Source organism: Synechococcus sp. 1G10 (genome assembly GCF_002252625.1).
In the GTDB taxonomy this organism is placed as follows: Bacteria; Cyanobacteriota; Cyanobacteriia; order PCC-6307; family Cyanobiaceae; genus Regnicoccus_A.
In genome coordinates this window covers 45,020-62,738 of record NZ_NQKW01000003.1, presented here as the reverse complement: position 1 = coordinate 62,738, position 17,719 = coordinate 45,020, and the positions used below count along the sequence as shown (strand labels likewise).

The following is a 17,719-nucleotide window of genomic DNA, read 5'->3' as shown; positions in this document are numbered from 1 at the left end:
AGAGGATGGGAGCACCTGCCAAGCACGCCCTGGAAGGTCTCAGCTGGATGGCGGCCCGGGAGGCGGCCGCCCGAGCGGGCAGCACGGTGATCTGGCCGTTCGGAGCCGTGGAGCAACACGGCCCCCATCTGCCCCTGGGCACCGACGCGATCTTTGCCGAACGGGTGCTGCAGGCCGTACTCGAACAGCTGCCCGCTGATCTGCCAATCTGGCGGCTGCCTCTGTTCCAGCTGGGCTTTTCCCCCGAACACGGAGCCTTCCCAGGCACTCTCAGCCTGCCAGCGGAGGTGATGCTCCAGGTGGTGATGGCCGTCGGGGGCGACCTCGCCCGGGCCGGGTTTCAGCGCCTGGTGCTCTTCAACGCCCACGGCGGCCAGATCGCCCTGTTGCAGGTGGCGGCGCGGCAGCTGCGGGCTGCCCATCCCCGCCTGGCCGTGATGCCTTGCTTCCTCTGGAGCGGTCCGCCAGGGGTGGCGGCACTGCTGCCTGAGCCGGAACGCAGCGAGGGATTGCATGCAGCACTGGCCGAAACGAGCCTGATGCTGCATCTGGCCCCGGAACTGGTGGGGCATGAACGGCCCCGGGAGGGTCAACCCGATCCGGCCCCGCCAGCGGGCTGGAGTCTTGAGGGCGCTGTCCCCACCGCTTGGCTGACAGCCGATCTCTCCGCCAGCGGGGTAGTGGGAGATGCCCGTGGCGCCGACGGAGCCCTAGGCGAAGCGCTGTACAGAGCCCTTGTTGAGGGCTGGGTCACGCTGCTCAAGGATCTGCTCACCAGTGACTGGCCACCGCACCCCTGAACCGATTCCGGCAGGCCTGGTTACAGTCGCTGACACTGATCCCCTTGCCGGCGACGCCATGTCCAGCCTCGAGAGCACCATCGCTGCAACCGCTCCAGCCACAGCCACCGCCGCCACGGCTCTCGGCGCCAGCGCTGAGCAGGCTCTCGGATTGCCTGATTTCAGCAGCAGCATCTACAAGGACGCTTACAGCCGAATCAACGCAATTGTGATCGAAGGTGAGCAGGAAGCCCACGACAACTACATTTCGCTCGGCAGCCTGATCCCCGACCAGGCTGAAGAGCTTGCTCGGCTGGCCCGCATGGAGCTCAAGCACAAGAAGGGGTTCACGGCCTGCGCAAACAATCTGTCGGTCATTGCCGACATGGACTTCGCCAAGGAGTTCTTCTCACCCCTGCATGGCAATTTCCAGACGGCACTGGCCGAAGGCAAGGTGGTCACCTGTCTGCTGATCCAGGCCATCCTGATCGAAGCATTTGCCATCTCGGCCTACCACATCTACATCCCCGTTGCAGATCCCTTCGCCCGCAAGATCACCGAAGGTGTGGTCAAGGATGAATACACTCATCTCAACTACGGTCAGGAATGGCTGAAAGCCAACCTCGAGTCCTCCCGCGAAGAACTCGAGCAGGCCAACAGGGTCAACCTGCCACTGGTGCGCAAGATGCTGGAGCAGGTGGCCGGCGACGCCGCGGTGCTGCAGATGGACCAGGAGGATCTGATGGCCGACTTCATGACCTCTTACCAGGAAGCTCTAACCGACATCGGCTTCACCACAAGGGAGATCGCCCGCATGGCCACCGCCGCGCTGCTGGGCTGAAGCCTCTCGAGGCGCTCTTCCAGCCACTGGGTGAGCTCTTCCAGCTACTTCAGCCATGGCAGGATGTGTTGTCGGCCACAGCCGCATCCATCCGCCCCCCTCAACAGCTGCATGTTCGGTCTGATCGGCCACTCAACCAGCCTTGAGCAAGCTCGGAGCAAGGCCCTGGAGCTGGGTTTTCCCGAATACGCCGACGGTGACCTCGACCTGTGGTGTGTTGCTCCACCTCAGCTCGTGGAGACTTTCAGCGTCACCAGCCTCACTGGCAAAACCATTGAGGGTGCCTACATCGATTCGGTGTTCGTGCCTGAGATGCTCAGCCGGTTCAAGACAGCCCGGCGCAAAGTGCTCAGCGCGATGGAACTGGCCCAGAAGAGTGGGATTGACATCACTGCCCTGGGGGGATTCACCTCGATCATCTTCGAGAACTTCAACCTGCTCAAGAACCAGCAGATCCGAAGCACCGCTCTGGAGTGGGAGCGCTTCACCACCGGCAACACCCATACCGCCTGGGTTATTGCCCAACAGGTGGAAACGAACGCACCAGCTCTAGGCATCGACCTGAGCCTCGCCAAGGTGGCCGTGGTAGGGGCTACAGGCGACATTGGCAGTGCCGTCTGCCGCTGGCTCAGTCAGAAAACGGGTGTCGGTGAGCTGCTGCTGGTGGCACGCCAGCCCCAGCCTTTGCTTGATCTGCAGACCGAACTTGGCGGCGGCCGCATCCTCAGCCTTGAAGAGGCCCTGCCAGAAGCCGATGTGGTGGTGTGGGTGGCCAGCCTGCCGCAGAGCCTGAGCATCGATCCGGCCAGCCTCAAGTCACCCTGCCTGATGATTGATGGCGGCTATCCCAAGAATCTCGACAGCAAGGTGGCTGGCGCCAACGTGCACGTCATCAAGGGGGGCATCGTTGAGTTCTGGCAGGACATCGGCTGGCAGATGATGGAGATGGCAGAGATGGAAAATCCCAGGCGTCAGCTATTTGCCTGTTTCGCAGAAGCCATGCTGCTGGAGTTCGAGGGTATTCACACCAATTTCAGCTGGGGCCGCAACAACATCACCCTGGCGAACATGGAGCTGATCGGGGCCGCCTCTCTTCGTCATGGCTTCCGTTCGCTCGGCCTGAATCAGGCTCAGCTCCCACAGCTCGCGGCTGTCTGAACGGTCATCACACATCAGCTGGCGATACTCCCCATGAGCCAGCACTGATTCCCCCAGAGCCGTCCCCCTTCCCACGCCATGGCCCGCCGCCCACTGCTCGACTTCGAAAAACCATTGGTGGAACTGGAGAATCAGATTGATCAGATCCGCCAGCTGGCCAGGGATTCGGAAGTGGATGTCAGTCAGCAACTGCTGCAGCTGGAAACCCTGGCGGCCCGTCGCCGGGTGGAGATTTTTCAGTCCCTCACACCCGCTCAGAAGATCCAGGTGGCTCGCCACCCCCAGAGGCCGAGCACCCTGGATTACATCCAGGTGATCACCGATGAATGGTTTGAGCTCCACGGAGATCGCCGAGGCTCCGATGACCAGGCCCTGGTGGGCGGCATCGGCCGCATCGGTGAGCAGGGGGTTGTCCTGATCGGCCACCAAAAGGGCCGCGACACCAAGGAGAATGTGGCCAGAAACTTCGGCATGGCCTCCCCGGGTGGGTACCGCAAGGCTCTGCGCCTGATGGAGCATGCCGATCGCTTCTGCTTGCCGATCCTCTGCTTCATTGACACCCCTGGCGCCTACGCCGGCGTGCTCGCCGAAGAGCAGGGGCAGGGCGAGGCGATCGCTGTGAATCTGCGCGAGATGTTCCGCCTCCGGGTTCCGGTGATCGCCACAGTGATCGGTGAAGGTGGCTCCGGCGGCGCCCTTGGCATCGGTGTGGCCGACCGCCTGCTGATGTTTGAGCACAGCGTCTACACCGTGGCCAGTCCTGAAGCCTGCGCCTCGATCCTCTGGCGGGATGCGGCCCAGGCCCCGGCCGCCGCCGCCGCCCTGCGCATCACCGCTGACGATCTGCTGCAGTTGGGGGTTGTCGACACAGTGTTGAGTGAACCCTCCGGCGGTAACCACTGGGCACCGCTCCAGGCTGCCGAGACCCTGCGTGTTGCCCTGGTTCAGGGCCTGCAAGAATTGGGTCAGCTCAGCGAAGCCGACCTGCTGGAGCAGCGTTATGCCAAGTTCCGGCGCATGGGCCGGATCCTGGATCCAGAGGCCACGGAATCCGGCGCAACCCCTTAAGGTTCGATTCGACACACGACCAGCTTGGCTTCCGTTTTGATCACTGGTGCCTCCAGGGGCATCGGAGCAGCTGCTGCCAGCCGCTTCGCGGCTGCAGGCTGGGATCTTCTGCTCCTGGCACGCTCCGGCGGTGATCTCGAAAGCGTCGCAGCCCCGCTTCGTGCCATCGGCCGACGAGTGGAATGGGTGACGGCGGATCTCACCGATTCCCAGAACCTCCCAGGCTATCTAAGTGATCTGCTGGGCCGCGGACTGCTGCCCACGGTGGTGATCAACAATGCCGGAGCCGCTTACACCGGTGAACTGGCCACGATGGATCTGGGCGCATGGCAATGGTTGCTTCAACTCAACCTCACCAGTGTCTTTCAGGTCTGTCAGGCGGTCCTGCCTGGATTACGTCAGCAAGAATCCAGCCTGATCATCAACGTGAGCAGCCATGCCGCCAGGAATACGTTTCCCGAATGGGGGGCCTATTGCACTACCAAAGCGGCGCTGGAATCTTTCAGTCGCTGCCTCGCCGCCGAGGAACGCAGCCATGGCATTCGCGTCTCCACCCTCACTCTCGGCGCGGTCGACACCCCTCTCTGGGTGACGAAAACCGTCCACAGCACCTTCGATCGCCGTGCCATGCTTGATGTTGATCAAGCCGCGGAAGCCTTGCTGTTCCTTGCTCAGCAGCCTCCGTCCCAGGTGGTGGAGGACTTGACCCTCATGCCCGCCTCTGGCGCTTTCTGAGTCTTTCATGACATCCACCATCCCCTCCACCACTCGCTCCAAGTCGATCACCCCCGACGTGGCCCCAGGGCCTGTCAGTGCCCGCATTCGCGAGCGCCTGAACCAGGCTGGCGTGCCCTACTTCGCCAACGACAACATTGCTGATCATCTGCTCGAGGGCGAACTCGATCAGCTCGAGATCGAGGTGGCGGGCAAGGTCAGGCAGATGCTGCGAAGCCTCGTTATCGACATCGACAACGATCACAACACTGAGGAAACTGCCGAGCGCGTCGCCAGGATGTACCTCCATGAAGTCTTCAAGGGTCGTTATCACAAACAGCCGAAGATCGCAAGCTTTCCAAACGTCAAACATCTTGACGAAATCTATACCGTTGGGCCGATCAGTATCCGCTCGGCCTGCTCTCACCACTTGGTGCCGATCCTGGGTAACTGCTGGATCGGGATCAAGCCCGGTGATCGGGTCATCGGCCTCTCCAAGTTCACCAGGGTGGCGGATTGGGTATTCTCCCGTCCACACATCCAGGAGGAAGCTGTGATGATCCTCGCGGATGAAATCGAACGTCTGTGCAAGCCCCAGGGTCTGGCGATTCTTGTCAAAGCGCAGCATTACTGCATGAAGTGGCGCGGGGTCAAAGAACCTCAGACCAGCATGATCAATTCAGTGGTTCGGGGTGATTTCCGTCACGACCCAAGCCTCAAGCAGGAGTTCTTCGAACTGGTGAAGCAACAGCAAGGGTTGCTCAGCACCTGAGTTCCGATTTTCCCAGGGCTACTCCGCCTTTCACCACCTGCACCAAAGCGCGCACCAGATCGAGATCTTTATCGCCGGGTGCTCGCTCGACAGCACTGGATACATCCAGGCCGCAGGGGTGAAAGCTCGCTATCAGATCAGCAGCGTTGGCTGGCCCAACGCCACCGGCCAACCACCAGGGCAGGCCTGGCCGAAAGCCCTCCAGCCAGGCCGTGGGGATCTGTCGGCCGCTGCCTCCCAGCTGGTCCGGAACCCAGGCGTCCAACAGCACCGCTTCCACCGCGTCTCCATACTCCTGGACCCGATCAAGATCTTCTGGCCCGCGTATTCGCAGGGCTTTCCAGATCTTGCAACCTGTTCTTGCGGCCAGTTCCCGGCAGCGAGCGGGGGATTCCTGCCCATGCAGTTGCAGCACCTGGTGGCCATGGGCAGGATCCATCTGCCCGATCAGCTCGTCACCGGGATCCGCCAACACCAGCACACCTCGGCAGTCTGGGCGGCCGGCGGCCATCGCCTGGAACAGCACCAGACGCTGATCGGGCGCCAGCCAGCGCGGGGAAGAGGGCACCGCAATCACCCCCACGGCGTCAACACCCAGCCCGGCCACCGCCTGGGCCTGGGCCGGTTGGCGCAAGCCGCAGATCTTCAACAGGGGGGGAGACACCACAGGAGGGTCGGGGCCACTCTTTCTAGGATCGGATCAACACCGCCCAGGATCGGCCTGGGCATCAGCAGGACAGAACCAGGTGGGTGAAGGTTGGCAGCTCCTCAAGATCGGTGGCATCCCGCTCCGCATCCACCCCAGTTGGTTCGTGATCCTGCTGCTCGCCACCCTGGGTTTTGAGCAGCAATACGGCATTCAGCTGGCGGGACAGGCCTCCAGCACCAGCCTGTGGCTGCTGGCGCTGGGAACAGCGCTGCTGCTGTTTGTTTCGGTGCTGCTGCATGAGCTGGGCCACTCCCTGGTGGCCATCGCCCATGGGGTGAAAGTGCGCAGCATCACTCTGTTCCTGCTTGGCGGGGTGGCAAGTGTCGAGAAGGAATGCAGCACAGCGATGGCGGCCCTGCAGGTGGCTGCCGCCGGTCCCCTGGTAAGCCTGCTGCTGGCCGGGCTCTTACTTGGTGGCAGCCATGCCGTGGTCCATGTCTCACCGTTGCTGGGTGAAATGGTCAGCCAGCTCGGCACCCTCAACCTGGTGCTGGCCCTGTTCAACCTGCTCCCCGGCTTGCCGCTTGACGGCGGACTGATCGTCAAGGCGCTGGTGTGGCAGTGGACTGGCAGTCAACGGCGCGGCGTGCAGGTGGCTGCCGCCATGGGCCGATTCCTCTCGCTGATGGCCGTTGGCATGGGCACGTTGCTGCTGCTGCGAGGAGGCGGACTTGGAGCCTTCTGGCTGATCATGCTCGGCTGGTTCGGACTGGGCGCATCCAGAAACCAGATCCAGTTGCTGGCCCTACAGAAAGCCCTCAAGGACCTCAAGGTCAGCGAGGCCTCCCGCCGGCGGTTTCGGGTCCTGGAGGGCGATGCGCCCCTGCGCGAGCTCTCTCGGATGCGGCGGGATGATGGCGATGGCAGTCCCGACTGGGTGCTGGTCTGCGAGCGAGGGCGCTGGAAAGGGGTGATCGGCGATGACCCCCTGCAGAATCTGCCTGTTCAGCGCTGGGATCAGGAGCGGGTGCTGGACCACATTCAGCCCTTGGACACCCTGCCAAGCATCCAGCACGATGCGCCGCTCTGGCAGGCCGCCCTGCAGCTCGACGAGCCAGGTGTCGATCGACTGCTGGTGCTGGGTTCGGCTGGCCTGCCAACCGGCACCCTGGAGCGCCCGGAACTCTCTGAAGTGGTGCTGGCCCGCCTGGGGCTGCGGCTGCCCCAGCCATTGCTGGAGGCCGCCCGGCGCCAGGGCACTTACCCGCTTGGGTTGGCCCTGGCCCAGGTGGCACGGGGGATCGCCGAGAGCGGCGAGGCTTGACCCTCGCGCTCTGGCAGTTCCTCAGGAAATGCGAAACCTGTGTCGACGGCGATCGACCGCAGCCCATTCCTCTGGGCTCAGTGGTTCAACCAGCAGCGGTCCTCCCCCCAGACTCCTGATCGCCGCAAGCCGCAGCTGTTGCTCCAGAGCAGCCACAGAGAGCCCCGGAGCTGTGGCTGGAGCCTTGAGGGGTGAACCGAACAATTCCTGCCACAGGGCGGCCGGAGGGGCGACCAGCACGCTGCCGTGCTGCAGCAACTGGCGCCTGCGCCAGAGCTGGGCACTGCCCACCCGCTTCTGGCGATCGATGCCCACCAGATCAGCGGCGGTGCTGCTGGCGAAACAGTTGGAGGCCGGCGCCGTGATCTCATCCTGGCCTGGACTGAGGGGCAGCCCCAGGCAAGCCAGAGCCTGCGCCAGCCAGGCGGCAACCAGGCCGTAGGCCTGCTGGCGCTGGCGGGGAGGATTGGGCCAGAGCAGTGCATAGGTGAGGCAGCCGGCATGGAGCACGGCGCCACCGCCGCTGGGTCGGCGCGCCAGGGCCAGGCGGCCTTGTCGGCTCGCGCTTCTCCAGGACGGGTCGATGACCTTCTGGTGGTGGCCGAGCGACAGAGTCGGGGTGCTCCAGGTGTAAACGCGCAAGACTCCCTGCCCTGGCTTGAACGGCAGCTGATCCAGCAGCCAGTCGTCGATGGCCATCTGCCAGTCGCCGCGCAGGCAAAGGGGCGGGATCCAGCGCCAGCTTGGCGGGAAAGGGGTGTCAGCAGAAGATGCTGGTGCCACCGTACGGCCGCCACTCAATCCCGATCATGCTCAGCGATCTGCTGGTGTTGGTGCCCCTTGGTGTGGTGGCTGGGCTGCTCTCGGGTCTGCTGGGCATCGGTGGCGGTCTGGTGTTCTCGCCAATGCTGCTGATGGTGGGCCTCGCGCCCCATCAGGCCTTGGCCACCAGCACCCTGGCGATCGTGCCCACCACCCTGGGGGGGACCTGGGTGCACCTGCGTCAGGGTCGGGTGGTGCCGGCGATGGGCCTGACCATCGGCGTGAGTGCCGCCCTGAGCGGGCTGCTGTTCAGCCGCCTGGGGGGACTGCTCAGCGGCTGGCAGCTGCTGGGACTGCAGGCCCTGATGTACCTGACCCTGACTCTGACGATCTCCCCTCGCCAAGACAATGAGAGGGAGCCGTCTCCAGGACCGACGCTGCTGGCGGCTCTGGCCTTGGTGGGGAGCGTCGCAGGGTTTGCAGGTGGGCTGCTGGGGGTGGGTGGCGGCCTGCTGATGGTCCCCCTCATGATCAGGTGCCTGCGATTGCCCGTACGTGAGTCGATACGCCTGAGCACCCTGGCCGTGTTGTGCTCCGCGTCGGCAGCGTCGGTGATCTTCCTGATCGGTGCGAAGGCCCAGTGGGAAATGGCCCTGATCCTGGGGGGATCGGCCTCAGTGGCGGCCCGCTGGTCGGCGGCACGACTGGAGAGAGTTCCGGAGACCGTCCTGGTTCAGCTGCTGCGGGGGCTCACTGGCCTGTTGGCCCTCGACAGCGGCCGGCGGGCCTTCAGCCTGCTGATCGGCTGATCGGCTCCCAGAAGCTGGGATCGAGCTCGAAACCCAGCACCGCGGCCATCTGAGCGAGCCCCTGACGGCAATTCAGGCCTCGCTCATTGCTCCAGTGATCCAGCAGGAAGAAACGGTGGGTGATCCAGAGCTCGAGGCTCTCCGGCGCAAAACGGATCCCCTCATTGCGGCTGAAGCGATGGGGCAGAAGCATGGCCACATGGCGGCAAAGCTGGCCGCTGCTGCGGTCGAGCACCAGCGGTAGCCAGGGGTTAAGCGCATCGGCCCTCAGACTCCACAGGCGTAGTTCAGGCAGTTCTGAGAGCTCGCGTGGATCGCCTGGCTGAAGGGGCCAGTCAAAGTCGAGGCCCAAAGCTCCAGCACACGCGAGTAGATCAGCTGGAGCGCACGCGCCCCAGGGTTGAAGCGGCGAAAGATCAAGAGCGCGGACGCTCTCGGCGGAAACAGAAAGACTGGAAGGAGGTTGAGCCATCAAGAGCTGTGACAGCACGATGCCATCCTGTGACACCGGGCAGAAGGGAGCCGAACAATGGTGGCGACACCTGTACCCCTTCGTTGTCCATGGTCACAACACTCACCCAGGCAGAGGTTCTGATCGCCCTGGTGGTCGCCGCACATGCCGGCGTTCTGGCGATTCGTCTCTGCGTCAGCCTTTACCGGGCCTGAATCGAGGGCTCGCCCTTGGCATGTATGGCCTGAACTGCTAGAAGCGGGCAAGATCTTCTCCTTCCCCCCCTTGTCCGCCGCGCAGCAGCTCAGGCCCGTATCCGCCCCGAAGCGTCAGACGGCATCCGGGCGACGGCCAGCATCCCGGCCCGCCGCCGCAATACCAGTCAGTGCAGCGACTGTGGTTGCAATTCACCAGGGATCGACCGATCGGCAGGAATTGCTTTGCAGCGTGATTGGCCTCAGCGTCAAGCTGGGTGTAACTCTCTTGGCGGGCCTCAGCCTGGTCCATTTAGCTGCTGCCTACCAGCAGCGGTTAAACCAGCATGATGAACTGAGTGCAATCCTTCAGATCGAGAAAGCCAAATTACAGAAGGCTCAGAAGCGTTTCGATCAACTCTTCGTCACCACTGGTGAGCAACAGTTGATCCGCGAACAGGATCAGTGGATCGCTCCCAACCGACTGCGGGTTGTCTGGAATGAACCAGCCGAAGCCAGGCCTGGCACGGCCGCGTCCGGCAGACCCTTGATCAGCACCCAACCATTGCCGGCCCAGGTTCAGCGCTGAGCTCAGCTCTTCGTACCAAGTCTTTGACATCTGCGCTCATGGTGTTGACGCCCAATCCTCCGCTGAGACAGCCTCTCCAAGCTGCGCTTCCTGTGCGGTTTCGCTGAGAGAGAGCGACCAAACTCTGCCCATAGGCAAACTGCGGCACTTATAACCGCTCGCCTTTAGAAACTGCGCCTCTTGAAACTCCAAGCCTTGGGGCAACCAAGCTTCAAGCAACTTCAGGCTCGGCATCCAGCATCACGACGGGGGGACATCGTGGCTTCCTGGGTTGAACGTGACCTTGTGTTGAACTTCGCCCCGCACTCGGCGCTGGCAGCTGGCCTTGTCCGTAGGTTGAGGCCCCCCGACCCGACGCGCCCCGATGGCGTCTGCTTTCAGTTCACCCACCCCGTCTACCCCCTCCAGCCCTGGCACGGGCAGTGGTGGCCAAAGCGGAACTGTGATGATCACCGGAGCTTCCTCCGGGGTGGGCCTATACGCCGCCAAAGCCATGGCCCAGCGTGGCTGGCACGTGGTGATGGCCTGCCGGGATCTTGCCAAGGCCAGAGCGGCGGCCCATTCCCTGGAGATCCCCGAGAGCTCCCTCACCCACCTGCAGGTGGATCTGGGTGATCTTGAGAGTGTGCGTCGGCTCGTGGCTGCGTTCCACTCCACCGGTCGCAGCCTCGACGCGCTGGTCTGCAACGCCGCTGTGTACAAGCCACGGCTGAAGCAACCCGAGCGTTCGCCCCAGGGCTACGAGATCTCGATGGCCACCAACCATTTCGGGCATTTCCTACTGATCCATGCCCTGCTCGACGACCTGAAGAAGTCAAGCCATCCTTCGCGGCGGCTGGTGATTCTGGGAACCGTCACTGCCAACTCCAAGGAGCTGGGCGGCAAGATTCCGATCCCGGCCCCCGCCGATCTGGGCGACCTTTCGGGCTTCGAGGCGGGCTTCAAGGCGCCCATCAGCATGGCCAATGGCAAGGTCTTCAAACCTGGCAAGGCCTACAAAGACAGCAAGCTCTGCAACATGATCACGACCCAGGAGCTGCACCGCCGACTGCACGACTCCACCGGCATCATCTTCAGCTCGCTCTACCCCGGCTGCGTCGCCGATACACTCCTGTTTCGCAACACCCCGAAGGCCTTCCAGACCATCTTCCCCTGGTTCCAGAAGAACATCACCGGTGGTTATGTGAGTCAGGAACTGGCCGGTGAACGGGTGGCTCAGGTGGTGGCCGATCCGGCCTTCGCCGTGTCGGGTGCGCACTGGAGCTGGGGCAATCGTCAGAAGGCCAATGGTCAACAGTTCATCCAGGAACTGTCGGAGAAGGCGAGCGATCCCGAAACCGCTGCTAAGACGTGGGATCTCTCTATGAAGCTTGTTGGGCTGGGTTGAGTCCTGCGCTCCAGCCTTGCTAGTGATGGGCTGATTCAGAGGATTGAAGGAGATCGCATGTCGCGCCTTCTGCGCTGGGTGATCGGGATCACCATTGCTGTGACACTGATTGGTGGGGCGATCCTGCTCCTGCCATTCTCCACCTGGCTGCCAGGGGGCACCGTTGCCGAGATCTCCACCCGTGAGGTGGTCAACGGCACGGAGTTCAATGCGCTGTTCCCCAGTGCAGCGGCCGGAGAGTCGGTGGTCTTCACCCAGGAGAAGCGGGGATTCAGTGAGGCCAAGCTCAAGCACGACGGTCAGGTGACGGCATTGCTGGCCATCTCCGACACAGTCACGGCACCGGAGGCCCGCACCAAGTTCGCAGCCGTCCAGACCCGGCTAAAGGGGTGGCCTCTGGTGGATCAGGGGGCCCAGGCCAGCGCCCTTCTCGTGGCCGACCGCTTCCAGGTCAAAGTGATCGGGCAGGGATCAGGGCTAGAACCCGAGCGCCGGCATGAGTTGCTGGGCGCTTTTGATCTCCAGGCCCTGGCGGCACTTCAGCCCGCCGCCGCATCCCGCGGGCGGCTCGCCAAGGCCGCTGAGCCCCGCCGCCTGCCCCCCGCCAGCGGTGAGCAGCTGCCCCAGCTCGAACTCAAGTCCGCCGCTCCCCAGCCAGCCTCATGAGCCGCACCGTCCTCGAGCGCCTAGAGCGCCTTCCCCGCCGTGATCTCACTGTGCTGTCCCTCAAGGGCATCAGTACCCTTGTGCCCGGCGGCTGGAGCAACCTCACCAGCGCTGACAGGCTGATCCGCGAGGTGATCGGCAGCGATGATCCCGAACTGGTGCGCCAGGTGCGGGCACGCGCCGATCAGCTAAGCCTCGCCCGTCATGAGGGTTACGAGCGGGCCCTGAGCCTCTACGACGCCGTGAATCGCTCCCAGCACGCCACCGGCGGGCTGCGGGTGCTGGCCAACGTCACAGCAGGAGTGCCGCTGCTCAAGCGGATAGCCAGCGTCACCCCACCTGGTGACACCCTCCAGGCGGTGGATCTGAGCCTGAAGGTGGGGGCCGAGCTGCTGGCCTTCACCCAGGTGAACGGACTCCCTGGCGACAGCTTCGCCGACTTCGGCGCCGCCCTGGCGGACTACGCCGGCGAAGCCAGGGTGCGGATGGCGGCCCTGGTCTGCTTCGACGGGCTGCTACCGCTCGGGGATCAGGCCCTCTCCCGTCTCGATGGGCTGCTGGGTGCGGCCGGCAGCGGCGATCTGCGCAAGTTGCCGGCCTACGGACGGATGGCCGCGCTGATTCCAGGCCGCAGCGACTCGGAGCACATGAATTTTCTGCGCCGCGGTGTCGACCAGTGGCTCGGATGGGCCGGCGGATTCGTCAGTCAGCTGGGTCTCACCGGCCAGAGGGCCGTCCAGGCGCTTGAATCCACGCTCGGACCCTGGCAGGGGCGGATGGATCAGCTGGCCGCCTTTCTGGATGCCTTCACCGACACCTACGCCCACACCGGCGTGCAGGCCGTAGCACGACGGCTGGTGGAGCGAGCTGCCGCCGAAATTTGATGCCCAGGCCGCCATGGCTTCGTTTGATTGCCCCCACGATGAGAAGGTGTACATCAACCTCGCTTTCTAGCGCCGGTTGCGGCAGCAGTTCGGAGCACCCGGCGATTTCGCCCAGGCCTATGTGATCGCCCATGAGGTGGGCCACCACGTTCACAAGCAGCTTGGTATCGAACGCCAGCTGAGGAAGGCCCAGCACGGGCTTGCCACAGCCCAGTACAACCAGCTCTCGGTGCGCATGGAGGTCATGGCTGACTATCTTGCCGGCGTTTGGGCACATCAGATGGCTTCCGCAGCGGCAACATGAACAGCTGCGACACCTTCAGAGCTCGCCAACTCTGATCGCGGGCGGGAAGATGGAGCGAGGCGGCCGGCTTCAGTCGAACCCGAGCAGATCGAAGATCTCACGATCCTTGAGGGATTCGGCCTCAAGGGGCTCCACATCGCTGAGCATCTTCTGCGCCAGGCTGAGATACTCCTGCTGAACAGCTTCGACCTCGGGACTCGGCTCCATCTCGAAGATGGTGCACTTCTTCAGGCGGGAGCGGCGGATCGCATCCACGGTCTTGAAGTGGGCCATGGTGCGCAAGCCGGTGCGCTCATTGAACTTGTCGATCTGATCGGTGTCTTCCGAACGGTTGGCAATGACACCGCCCAGCCGCACTTTGTAGTTCTTGGCCTTGGCATTGATCGCCTGCATGATCCGATTCATCGCAAAGATTGAATCAAAATCATTGGCGGTAACGATCAGGCAGTAGTCGGCATGCTGCAGCGGCGCGGCAAAACCACCGCAGACCACATCGCCCAGCACATCGAAGATCACCACATCAGTGTCTTCAAGCAGATGGTGCTCCTTGAGCAGCTTCACTGTCTGGCCGGTTACATAGCCACCGCATCCAGTGCCCGCCGGCGGACCGCCGGATTCCACGCACATCACGCCATTGAAGCCCTCGAATACGAAGTCTTCGGGTCGGAGTTCCTCGGTGTGGAAGTCCACGGTCTCGAGAATGTCGATCACCGTGGGCACCATCTTCTTGGTGAGGGTGAAGGTGCTGTCGTGCTTGGGATCACAGCCGATCTGCAGCACACGCTTGCCCAGCTTGGAGAACGCCGCCGACAGGTTGGATGAGGTGGTGGACTTGCCAATTCCCCCCTTGCCATAGACAGCAATCACCAAGGCGCCTGCCTCAATGTTCATGGAGGCGTCCTGATGGAACTGGAGGCTGCCCTCGCCATCCTCATGGCCGTTGGCGGCACCTTTGGCCGTAGCTGCTGTCTGCTTGGGCGGCAGAGTGGTGGTCATAACGCTTCCTTGGCCGAGTCGACATCGGCATTGCCCTTATCAAAGTGCAGCCGGGCAGGCAGATGCCGGGTCTGGCTCAAACCGAAACATCAAGACGATCAGGATCTTGGAATGCTCACTCAAGCCGCGTGAACCCCCGCGGCTTGGCTCTGGACAACCACTTGGCCAGCCCAGGATTACGCCGGATGACATGGGTATGAAGACCTAGCTCGTCGGACGACGGCCAGGCTGCCTGATTCGTGGGGAGATTGGACTGGCTTCAGCGATCACCGGTTTGGCGTTTCATCGGCTGAAATGGGCCTTGGCTTCATAGAGCGTTTCCTCGGTGATCTCCGCCACGCCACGTTCGTTGGCATAGGCTTCGGTATTGCGCCGCACTTTGCCTCGCACGAAGAAGGGAATGCGGGAGAGTTCGGCTTCACCGGAGGCAGTCCAGCGCAGGCTACCCCCCTCAGGGGTGGCTGAAAGTGGTGTCACTTCAGTCTCCTCGTTGACAGGGGCGGCCATCGGCTGGGCCGCAGGCGCGGCAGCACCCCCGAGATGGCTGAGATGGCCATCAACAAACTCAAAATCATGGCGGAACATGCCGATCAGATGTTCCTCCAGGCCCATCATCAGGGGGTGCACCCAGGAATCAAAAATGACATTGGCCCCTTCCCATCCCATCTGGGGGGCATAACGGGCTGGCACATCCTGCACATGCAGCGGGGCACTGATCACGGCGCAGGGAATCCCCAGACGCTTGGCGCTGTGGCGCTCCATCTGGGTGCCGAGGACCAGCTCCGGAGCCGCCTGAGCCATGGCCTGCTCCACTTCCAGATAGTCGTCGGAGATCAGGGCCTCCAGGCCCAGCTCCTTGGCGGCGGCCCGCACCTCACGGGCCTGTTCGCGGCTGTAGCTGCCCAGCCCCACCACCGTGAAGCCCAGTTCCCGCGAGGCAATCCGGGCCGCTGCAATCGCATGGGTGGCGTCGGCGAAAATGAACACTCGCTTGCCGGTGAGATAGGTGGAATCCACCGATTTCGAATACCAGGGCAATCTGGAGCGCTGGTCAGCCTCCCGCAGTTCCGGTGGCTCCAGGCCCAGCAGAGCGCAGAGTTCGCGAAGGAACTGGGCTGTGGCACCGATCCCGATCGGAACAGTGCGCACCACCGGGGTGCCGAAGTTGCGCTCCAGCCAGCTGCACAGCGGACCGGCCACCTCGGGATAAAGGCAGAGGTTGGCGTCGGCCTGGGGCAGGCGGATCAGGTCGGCCGGCCTGGCTCCCAGGGGAGCCACCACATTCACGTCGATGCCGTGATCAGCCAGAAGGCCGCGCAGTTCGCGCACATCGTCGCGACAGCGGAAGCCCAGAAGGCTCGGGCCCAGCAGATTGACCCGAGGGCGGCGGTTCTCCTCCTTCCAGCGCTCGGGCCCGGGCCTGTCTGTCCCGGGAGCAGGAACCTGGCTTTTGAGCAGTCCGCGGCAGAGCTGGTAAAGGGTCTCAGCCGCCCCCCAGTTTTCTTTTTTGGAATAGGCCGGCAATTCCAGACTCACCACAGGCACCCCCAGATCCATGCCACAGGCGAGGGAGCCCGGCTGGTCCTGGATCAGCTCGGCCGTGCAGCTTTCCCCCACCAGAAGGGCCTCGGGCTTGAACCGGTCCACCGCCTGCTGGATCGAGCGCTTCACCAGCTCGGCCGTGTCACCGCCCAGATCCCTTGCCTGGAAGGTGGTGTAGGTGACAGGGGGTCGGCGATCACGCCGCTCGATCATCGTGAACAGCAGATCGGCGTAGGTGTCGCCCTGCGGGGCATGCAGCACGTAGTGAACACCCTCCATCGAAGCGGCGATGCGCATGGCTCCCACATGGGGGGGGCCTTCGTAGGTCCAGAGGGTCAGTTCCATTGCAGCAACTCCCGGCGATTGAGGGGACGGGCGAACAGTTCAGCCAGGTCAGCGGCTTGGTCACAGCCGTGAATCGGGCTGAAGACCAGCTCGATCGACCACTTGGTGGCGAAGCCTTCCGCTTCGAGTGGATTGGCCAGACCCATGCCGCAGACCACCAGATCGGGGCGGCTGGCACGAACACGTTCCAGCTGCTTCTCCACATCCTGGCCTTCACTGAGCTGGGTGCCCTCGGGCAGCAGGGGCAGTTCCTCGGCCATCAGCTGGCGGTCGAGGTAGGGGGTACCCACCTCCACCAGCTCCATACCGCACTCCCGATGCAGGAAACGGGCCAGGGGGATTTCCAGCTGGGAATCGGGCAAAAGGAAGAGGCGTTTGCCTTCGAGTTTGCGTCGCAGTGGCTCCAGGGCACGCCGGCCCCGCTCGGCCAGGGGGTCGAGCACCGCAGCCACCCGCTCGGGATCGATGCCGAAAGCCGCCGCCGCCGCCGCCATCCAGGCACAGCTCCCCTCTACCCCGAGCGGGTAGGGAGCAGCGATCCGCTGGGCACCGCGGCGCTCCAGTGCGCGCACCGTGTCGGCCACAAAGGGCTGGGCCAGCAGCAGACGGGTGCCAGGGCCCACCGGCGGCAGGTCAGTTGACTGGCGGGGCGGCAGGGTGCGAACCGTCTCGAGGCCCATGCGCGCAAACAGGGAGAGGAAACGTTCCTCCACCCCATCGGCCAGGGTGCCCACGATCAGCAACTGCGGCTCAGGATTGCTGGGCAGGAGCGGGACCAGGGAGGTCAGGGCACCGTCCTCCCCCTGGGTGAAGGTGGTTTCGATGCCGCTGCCGGAATAATTCACAACCCGCACCCGCCCCTGCATGCGGGTGTTGATGCGCTCGGCAGCCTTGGCCAGGTCAAGCTTGATCACCTCCGAGGGGCAGGAACCCACCAGGAAGAGGGTGCGGATCTCCGGCCGCCTGGCCAGCAGATCGCCCACCAGCCGGTCGAGTTCCTCGTTGGCGTCCGCCAGGCCGGCCAGGTCACGCTCTCCCAGGATCGCTGTGCCGAAGCGGGGTTCCGCAAAGATCATGACCCCGGCGGCCGACTGGATCAGGTGGGCACAGGTGCGCGAGCCCACCACCAGAAAGAAGGCATCGGGCATGCGCCTGTGCAGCCAGACAATCGAGGTCAGGCCGCAGAACACCTCCCGCTGTCCGCTTTCGCGCAGCACGGGTGGGAGGACGGACGTCTGGGCCATGGGCGAGAACCGTTGATCCATTACGGACTAGCCAACCTGGCCGCAGAAAACGTCAGCTGTTGACAAGTCTTCGGGATCAGGGGGCAAATCCAATACTTAACAGGCCGCAGGCGGCGCCTCGTAACACGTCTTAATGGCCAGTAGCCGAGTATGAGCAGGGCTTATCAACCGCCCCAGGCACCGTGATCGTTCAAAGCACCCGAATCGCTTGACGGGGGGGTATGCAGCGGAGCATGGTCCT

At 63.6% G+C, this 17,719-nt stretch carries 20 protein-coding genes; 14 read left to right on the top strand and 6 right to left on the bottom strand.

From position 1 onward, the window contains the following. Positions 1-5 precede the first annotated feature (5 nt). The 6 genes from CJZ82_RS03725 to folE all read left to right on the top strand — a co-directional run bounded on the left by CJZ82_RS03725 (position 6) and on the right by folE (position 5,332). Positions 6-800, top strand: a complete 795-nt coding sequence (locus CJZ82_RS03725) for a creatininase family protein (protein ID WP_094554595.1) — start codon at positions 6-8, stop codon at positions 798-800. A 58-nt stretch (positions 801-858) separates the two neighbouring features. After that, positions 859-1,620: an aldehyde oxygenase (deformylating) gene (locus tag CJZ82_RS03720; protein ID WP_094554463.1), complete on the top strand. Its 762-nt coding sequence runs from the start codon at positions 859-861 to the stop codon at positions 1,618-1,620. A 111-nt stretch (positions 1,621-1,731) separates the two neighbouring features. Continuing rightward, on the top strand, positions 1,732-2,778 hold the full coding sequence (locus CJZ82_RS03715; protein WP_094554462.1) for a long-chain acyl-[acyl-carrier-protein] reductase: 1,047 nt from the start codon (positions 1,732-1,734) through the stop codon (positions 2,776-2,778). 78 nt (positions 2,779-2,856) lie between these two features. Then, positions 2,857-3,846 carry an acetyl-CoA carboxylase carboxyltransferase subunit alpha gene (locus CJZ82_RS03710; RefSeq protein WP_094554461.1) on the top strand — a complete coding sequence of 330 codons (990 nt, stop codon included), beginning with the start codon at positions 2,857-2,859 and terminating at the stop codon, positions 3,844-3,846. Positions 3,847-3,870: 24 nt separating this feature from the next. Continuing rightward, on the top strand, positions 3,871-4,581 hold the full coding sequence (locus CJZ82_RS03705; RefSeq protein WP_094554460.1) for an SDR family oxidoreductase: 711 nt from the start codon (positions 3,871-3,873) through the stop codon (positions 4,579-4,581). Between the two features lie 7 nt (positions 4,582-4,588). Beyond that, positions 4,589-5,332 (top strand): GTP cyclohydrolase I, encoded by a 744-nt coding sequence (gene folE / locus CJZ82_RS03700; RefSeq protein WP_094554459.1) that lies wholly within the window; start codon positions 4,589-4,591, stop codon positions 5,330-5,332. Here the strand turns inward: folE and CJZ82_RS03695 are convergent. After that, on the bottom strand, positions 5,322-5,996 hold the full coding sequence (locus tag CJZ82_RS03695; RefSeq protein WP_369820012.1) for a phosphoribosylanthranilate isomerase: 675 nt from the start codon (positions 5,994-5,996) through the stop codon (positions 5,322-5,324). The two genes, folE and CJZ82_RS03695, sit on opposite strands and share 11 nt — an antisense overlap. Before the next feature lie 82 nt (positions 5,997-6,078). On the opposite strand from CJZ82_RS03695, the gene CJZ82_RS03690 reads away from it, so the two are divergent. Next, on the top strand, positions 6,079-7,305 hold the full coding sequence (locus CJZ82_RS03690) for a site-2 protease family protein (protein WP_094554457.1): 1,227 nt from the start codon (positions 6,079-6,081) through the stop codon (positions 7,303-7,305). Positions 7,306-7,326: 21 nt separating this feature from the next. Here the strand turns inward: CJZ82_RS03690 and CJZ82_RS03685 are convergent, their stop codons facing one another. Next, positions 7,327-8,004 carry a hypothetical protein gene (locus tag CJZ82_RS03685; RefSeq protein WP_094554456.1) on the bottom strand — a complete coding sequence of 226 codons (678 nt, stop codon included), beginning with the start codon at positions 8,002-8,004 and terminating at the stop codon, positions 7,327-7,329. Positions 8,005-8,075: 71 nt separating this feature from the next. Between CJZ82_RS03685 and CJZ82_RS03680 the strand changes: the two genes are divergently transcribed. Beyond that, a complete protein-coding gene (locus CJZ82_RS03680; protein WP_233130021.1) occupies positions 8,076-8,876 on the top strand; it encodes a sulfite exporter TauE/SafE family protein in 801 nt (266 codons plus the stop codon). Here the strand turns inward: CJZ82_RS03680 and CJZ82_RS03675 are convergent. Further along, entirely contained in the window at positions 8,857-9,348 is a 492-nt protein-coding gene (locus tag CJZ82_RS03675; protein WP_094554594.1) for a CRR6 family NdhI maturation factor, read from the bottom strand. The genes CJZ82_RS03680 and CJZ82_RS03675 overlap by 20 nt on opposite strands. 89 nt (positions 9,349-9,437) lie before the next feature. On the opposite strand from CJZ82_RS03675, the gene psaM reads away from it, so the two are divergent. From psaM to CJZ82_RS03645, 6 genes are all read left to right on the top strand, one after another. Then, positions 9,438-9,542, top strand: coding sequence for a photosystem I reaction center subunit XII (gene psaM, locus CJZ82_RS03670; protein ID WP_094554455.1), 105 nt, complete (start codon positions 9,438-9,440; stop codon positions 9,540-9,542). Continuing rightward, positions 9,493-10,110: a hypothetical protein gene (locus CJZ82_RS03665; protein WP_233130020.1), complete on the top strand. Its 618-nt coding sequence runs from the start codon at positions 9,493-9,495 to the stop codon at positions 10,108-10,110. The genes psaM and CJZ82_RS03665 overlap by 50 nt, the downstream gene beginning before the upstream one ends. A 445-nt stretch (positions 10,111-10,555) precedes the next feature. Further along, a complete protein-coding gene (locus CJZ82_RS03660; RefSeq protein ID WP_094554591.1) occupies positions 10,556-11,497 on the top strand; it encodes a protochlorophyllide reductase in 942 nt (313 codons plus the stop codon). A 57-nt stretch (positions 11,498-11,554) separates the two neighbouring features. After that, positions 11,555-12,163 carry a hypothetical protein gene (locus CJZ82_RS03655; protein WP_198949645.1) on the top strand — a complete coding sequence of 203 codons (609 nt, stop codon included), beginning with the start codon at positions 11,555-11,557 and terminating at the stop codon, positions 12,161-12,163. Continuing rightward, positions 12,160-13,047 carry a hypothetical protein gene (locus tag CJZ82_RS03650; protein ID WP_094554454.1) on the top strand — a complete coding sequence of 296 codons (888 nt, stop codon included), beginning with the start codon at positions 12,160-12,162 and terminating at the stop codon, positions 13,045-13,047. Before CJZ82_RS03655 ends, CJZ82_RS03650 begins: the two co-directional genes overlap by 4 nt. A gap of 76 nt (positions 13,048-13,123) precedes the next feature. Then, complete coding sequence (locus CJZ82_RS03645; RefSeq protein ID WP_198949644.1) at positions 13,124-13,351, top strand: neutral zinc metallopeptidase; 228 nt, start codon at positions 13,124-13,126, stop codon at positions 13,349-13,351. Positions 13,352-13,420: 69 nt separating this feature from the next. On the opposite strand, the gene bchL is transcribed toward CJZ82_RS03645, so the two are convergent. The 3 genes from bchL to CJZ82_RS03630 all read right to left on the bottom strand — a co-directional run bounded on the left by bchL (position 13,421) and on the right by CJZ82_RS03630 (position 17,478). Next, complete coding sequence (gene bchL, locus CJZ82_RS03640; protein WP_233130019.1) at positions 13,421-14,347, bottom strand: ferredoxin:protochlorophyllide reductase (ATP-dependent) iron-sulfur ATP-binding protein; 927 nt, start codon at positions 14,345-14,347, stop codon at positions 13,421-13,423. A gap of 282 nt (positions 14,348-14,629) precedes the next feature. Then, entirely contained in the window at positions 14,630-16,234 is a 1,605-nt protein-coding gene (locus CJZ82_RS03635; RefSeq protein WP_094554453.1) for a ferredoxin:protochlorophyllide reductase (ATP-dependent) subunit B, read from the bottom strand. Further along, positions 16,225-17,478 carry a ferredoxin:protochlorophyllide reductase (ATP-dependent) subunit N gene (locus CJZ82_RS03630; protein WP_094554452.1) on the bottom strand — a complete coding sequence of 418 codons (1,254 nt, stop codon included), beginning with the start codon at positions 17,476-17,478 and terminating at the stop codon, positions 16,225-16,227. Before CJZ82_RS03630 ends, CJZ82_RS03635 begins: the two co-directional genes overlap by 10 nt. Between the last annotated feature and the right edge of the window lie 241 nt (positions 17,479-17,719).

What these genes read in the sequence shown, in the direction of transcription:
- bchL (WP_233130019.1), bottom strand. Translation starts at nt 14,347, where the DNA reads ATGACCACCACTCTGCCGCCCAAGCAGACAGCAGCTACGGCCAAAGGT.
- CJZ82_RS03710 (WP_094554461.1), top strand. Translation starts at nt 2,857, where the DNA reads ATGGCCCGCCGCCCACTGCTCGACTTCGAAAAACCATTGGTGGAACTG.
- CJZ82_RS03665 (WP_233130020.1), top strand. Translation starts at nt 9,493, where the DNA reads ATGCCGGCGTTCTGGCGATTCGTCTCTGCGTCAGCCTTTACCGGGCCT.
- CJZ82_RS03685 (WP_094554456.1), bottom strand. Translation starts at nt 8,004, where the DNA reads ATGGCCATCGACGACTGGCTGCTGGATCAGCTGCCGTTCAAGCCAGGG.
- CJZ82_RS03650 (WP_094554454.1), top strand. Translation starts at nt 12,160, where the DNA reads ATGAGCCGCACCGTCCTCGAGCGCCTAGAGCGCCTTCCCCGCCGTGAT.
- CJZ82_RS03660 (WP_094554591.1), top strand. Translation starts at nt 10,556, where the DNA reads ATGATCACCGGAGCTTCCTCCGGGGTGGGCCTATACGCCGCCAAAGCC.
- CJZ82_RS03655 (WP_198949645.1), top strand. Translation starts at nt 11,555, where the DNA reads ATGTCGCGCCTTCTGCGCTGGGTGATCGGGATCACCATTGCTGTGACA.
- CJZ82_RS03715 (WP_094554462.1), top strand. Translation starts at nt 1,732, where the DNA reads ATGTTCGGTCTGATCGGCCACTCAACCAGCCTTGAGCAAGCTCGGAGC.
- psaM (WP_094554455.1), top strand. Translation starts at nt 9,438, where the DNA reads ATGGTCACAACACTCACCCAGGCAGAGGTTCTGATCGCCCTGGTGGTC.
- CJZ82_RS03680 (WP_233130021.1), top strand. Translation starts at nt 8,076, where the DNA reads ATGCTGGTGCCACCGTACGGCCGCCACTCAATCCCGATCATGCTCAGC.
- CJZ82_RS03725 (WP_094554595.1), top strand. Translation starts at nt 6, where the DNA reads ATGGGAGCACCTGCCAAGCACGCCCTGGAAGGTCTCAGCTGGATGGCG.
- CJZ82_RS03630 (WP_094554452.1), bottom strand. Translation starts at nt 17,478, where the DNA reads ATGGCCCAGACGTCCGTCCTCCCACCCGTGCTGCGCGAAAGCGGACAG.
- CJZ82_RS03675 (WP_094554594.1), bottom strand. Translation starts at nt 9,348, where the DNA reads ATGGCTCAACCTCCTTCCAGTCTTTCTGTTTCCGCCGAGAGCGTCCGC.
- folE (WP_094554459.1), top strand. Translation starts at nt 4,589, where the DNA reads ATGACATCCACCATCCCCTCCACCACTCGCTCCAAGTCGATCACCCCC.
- CJZ82_RS03635 (WP_094554453.1), bottom strand. Translation starts at nt 16,234, where the DNA reads ATGGAACTGACCCTCTGGACCTACGAAGGCCCCCCCCATGTGGGAGCC.
- CJZ82_RS03720 (WP_094554463.1), top strand. Translation starts at nt 859, where the DNA reads ATGTCCAGCCTCGAGAGCACCATCGCTGCAACCGCTCCAGCCACAGCC.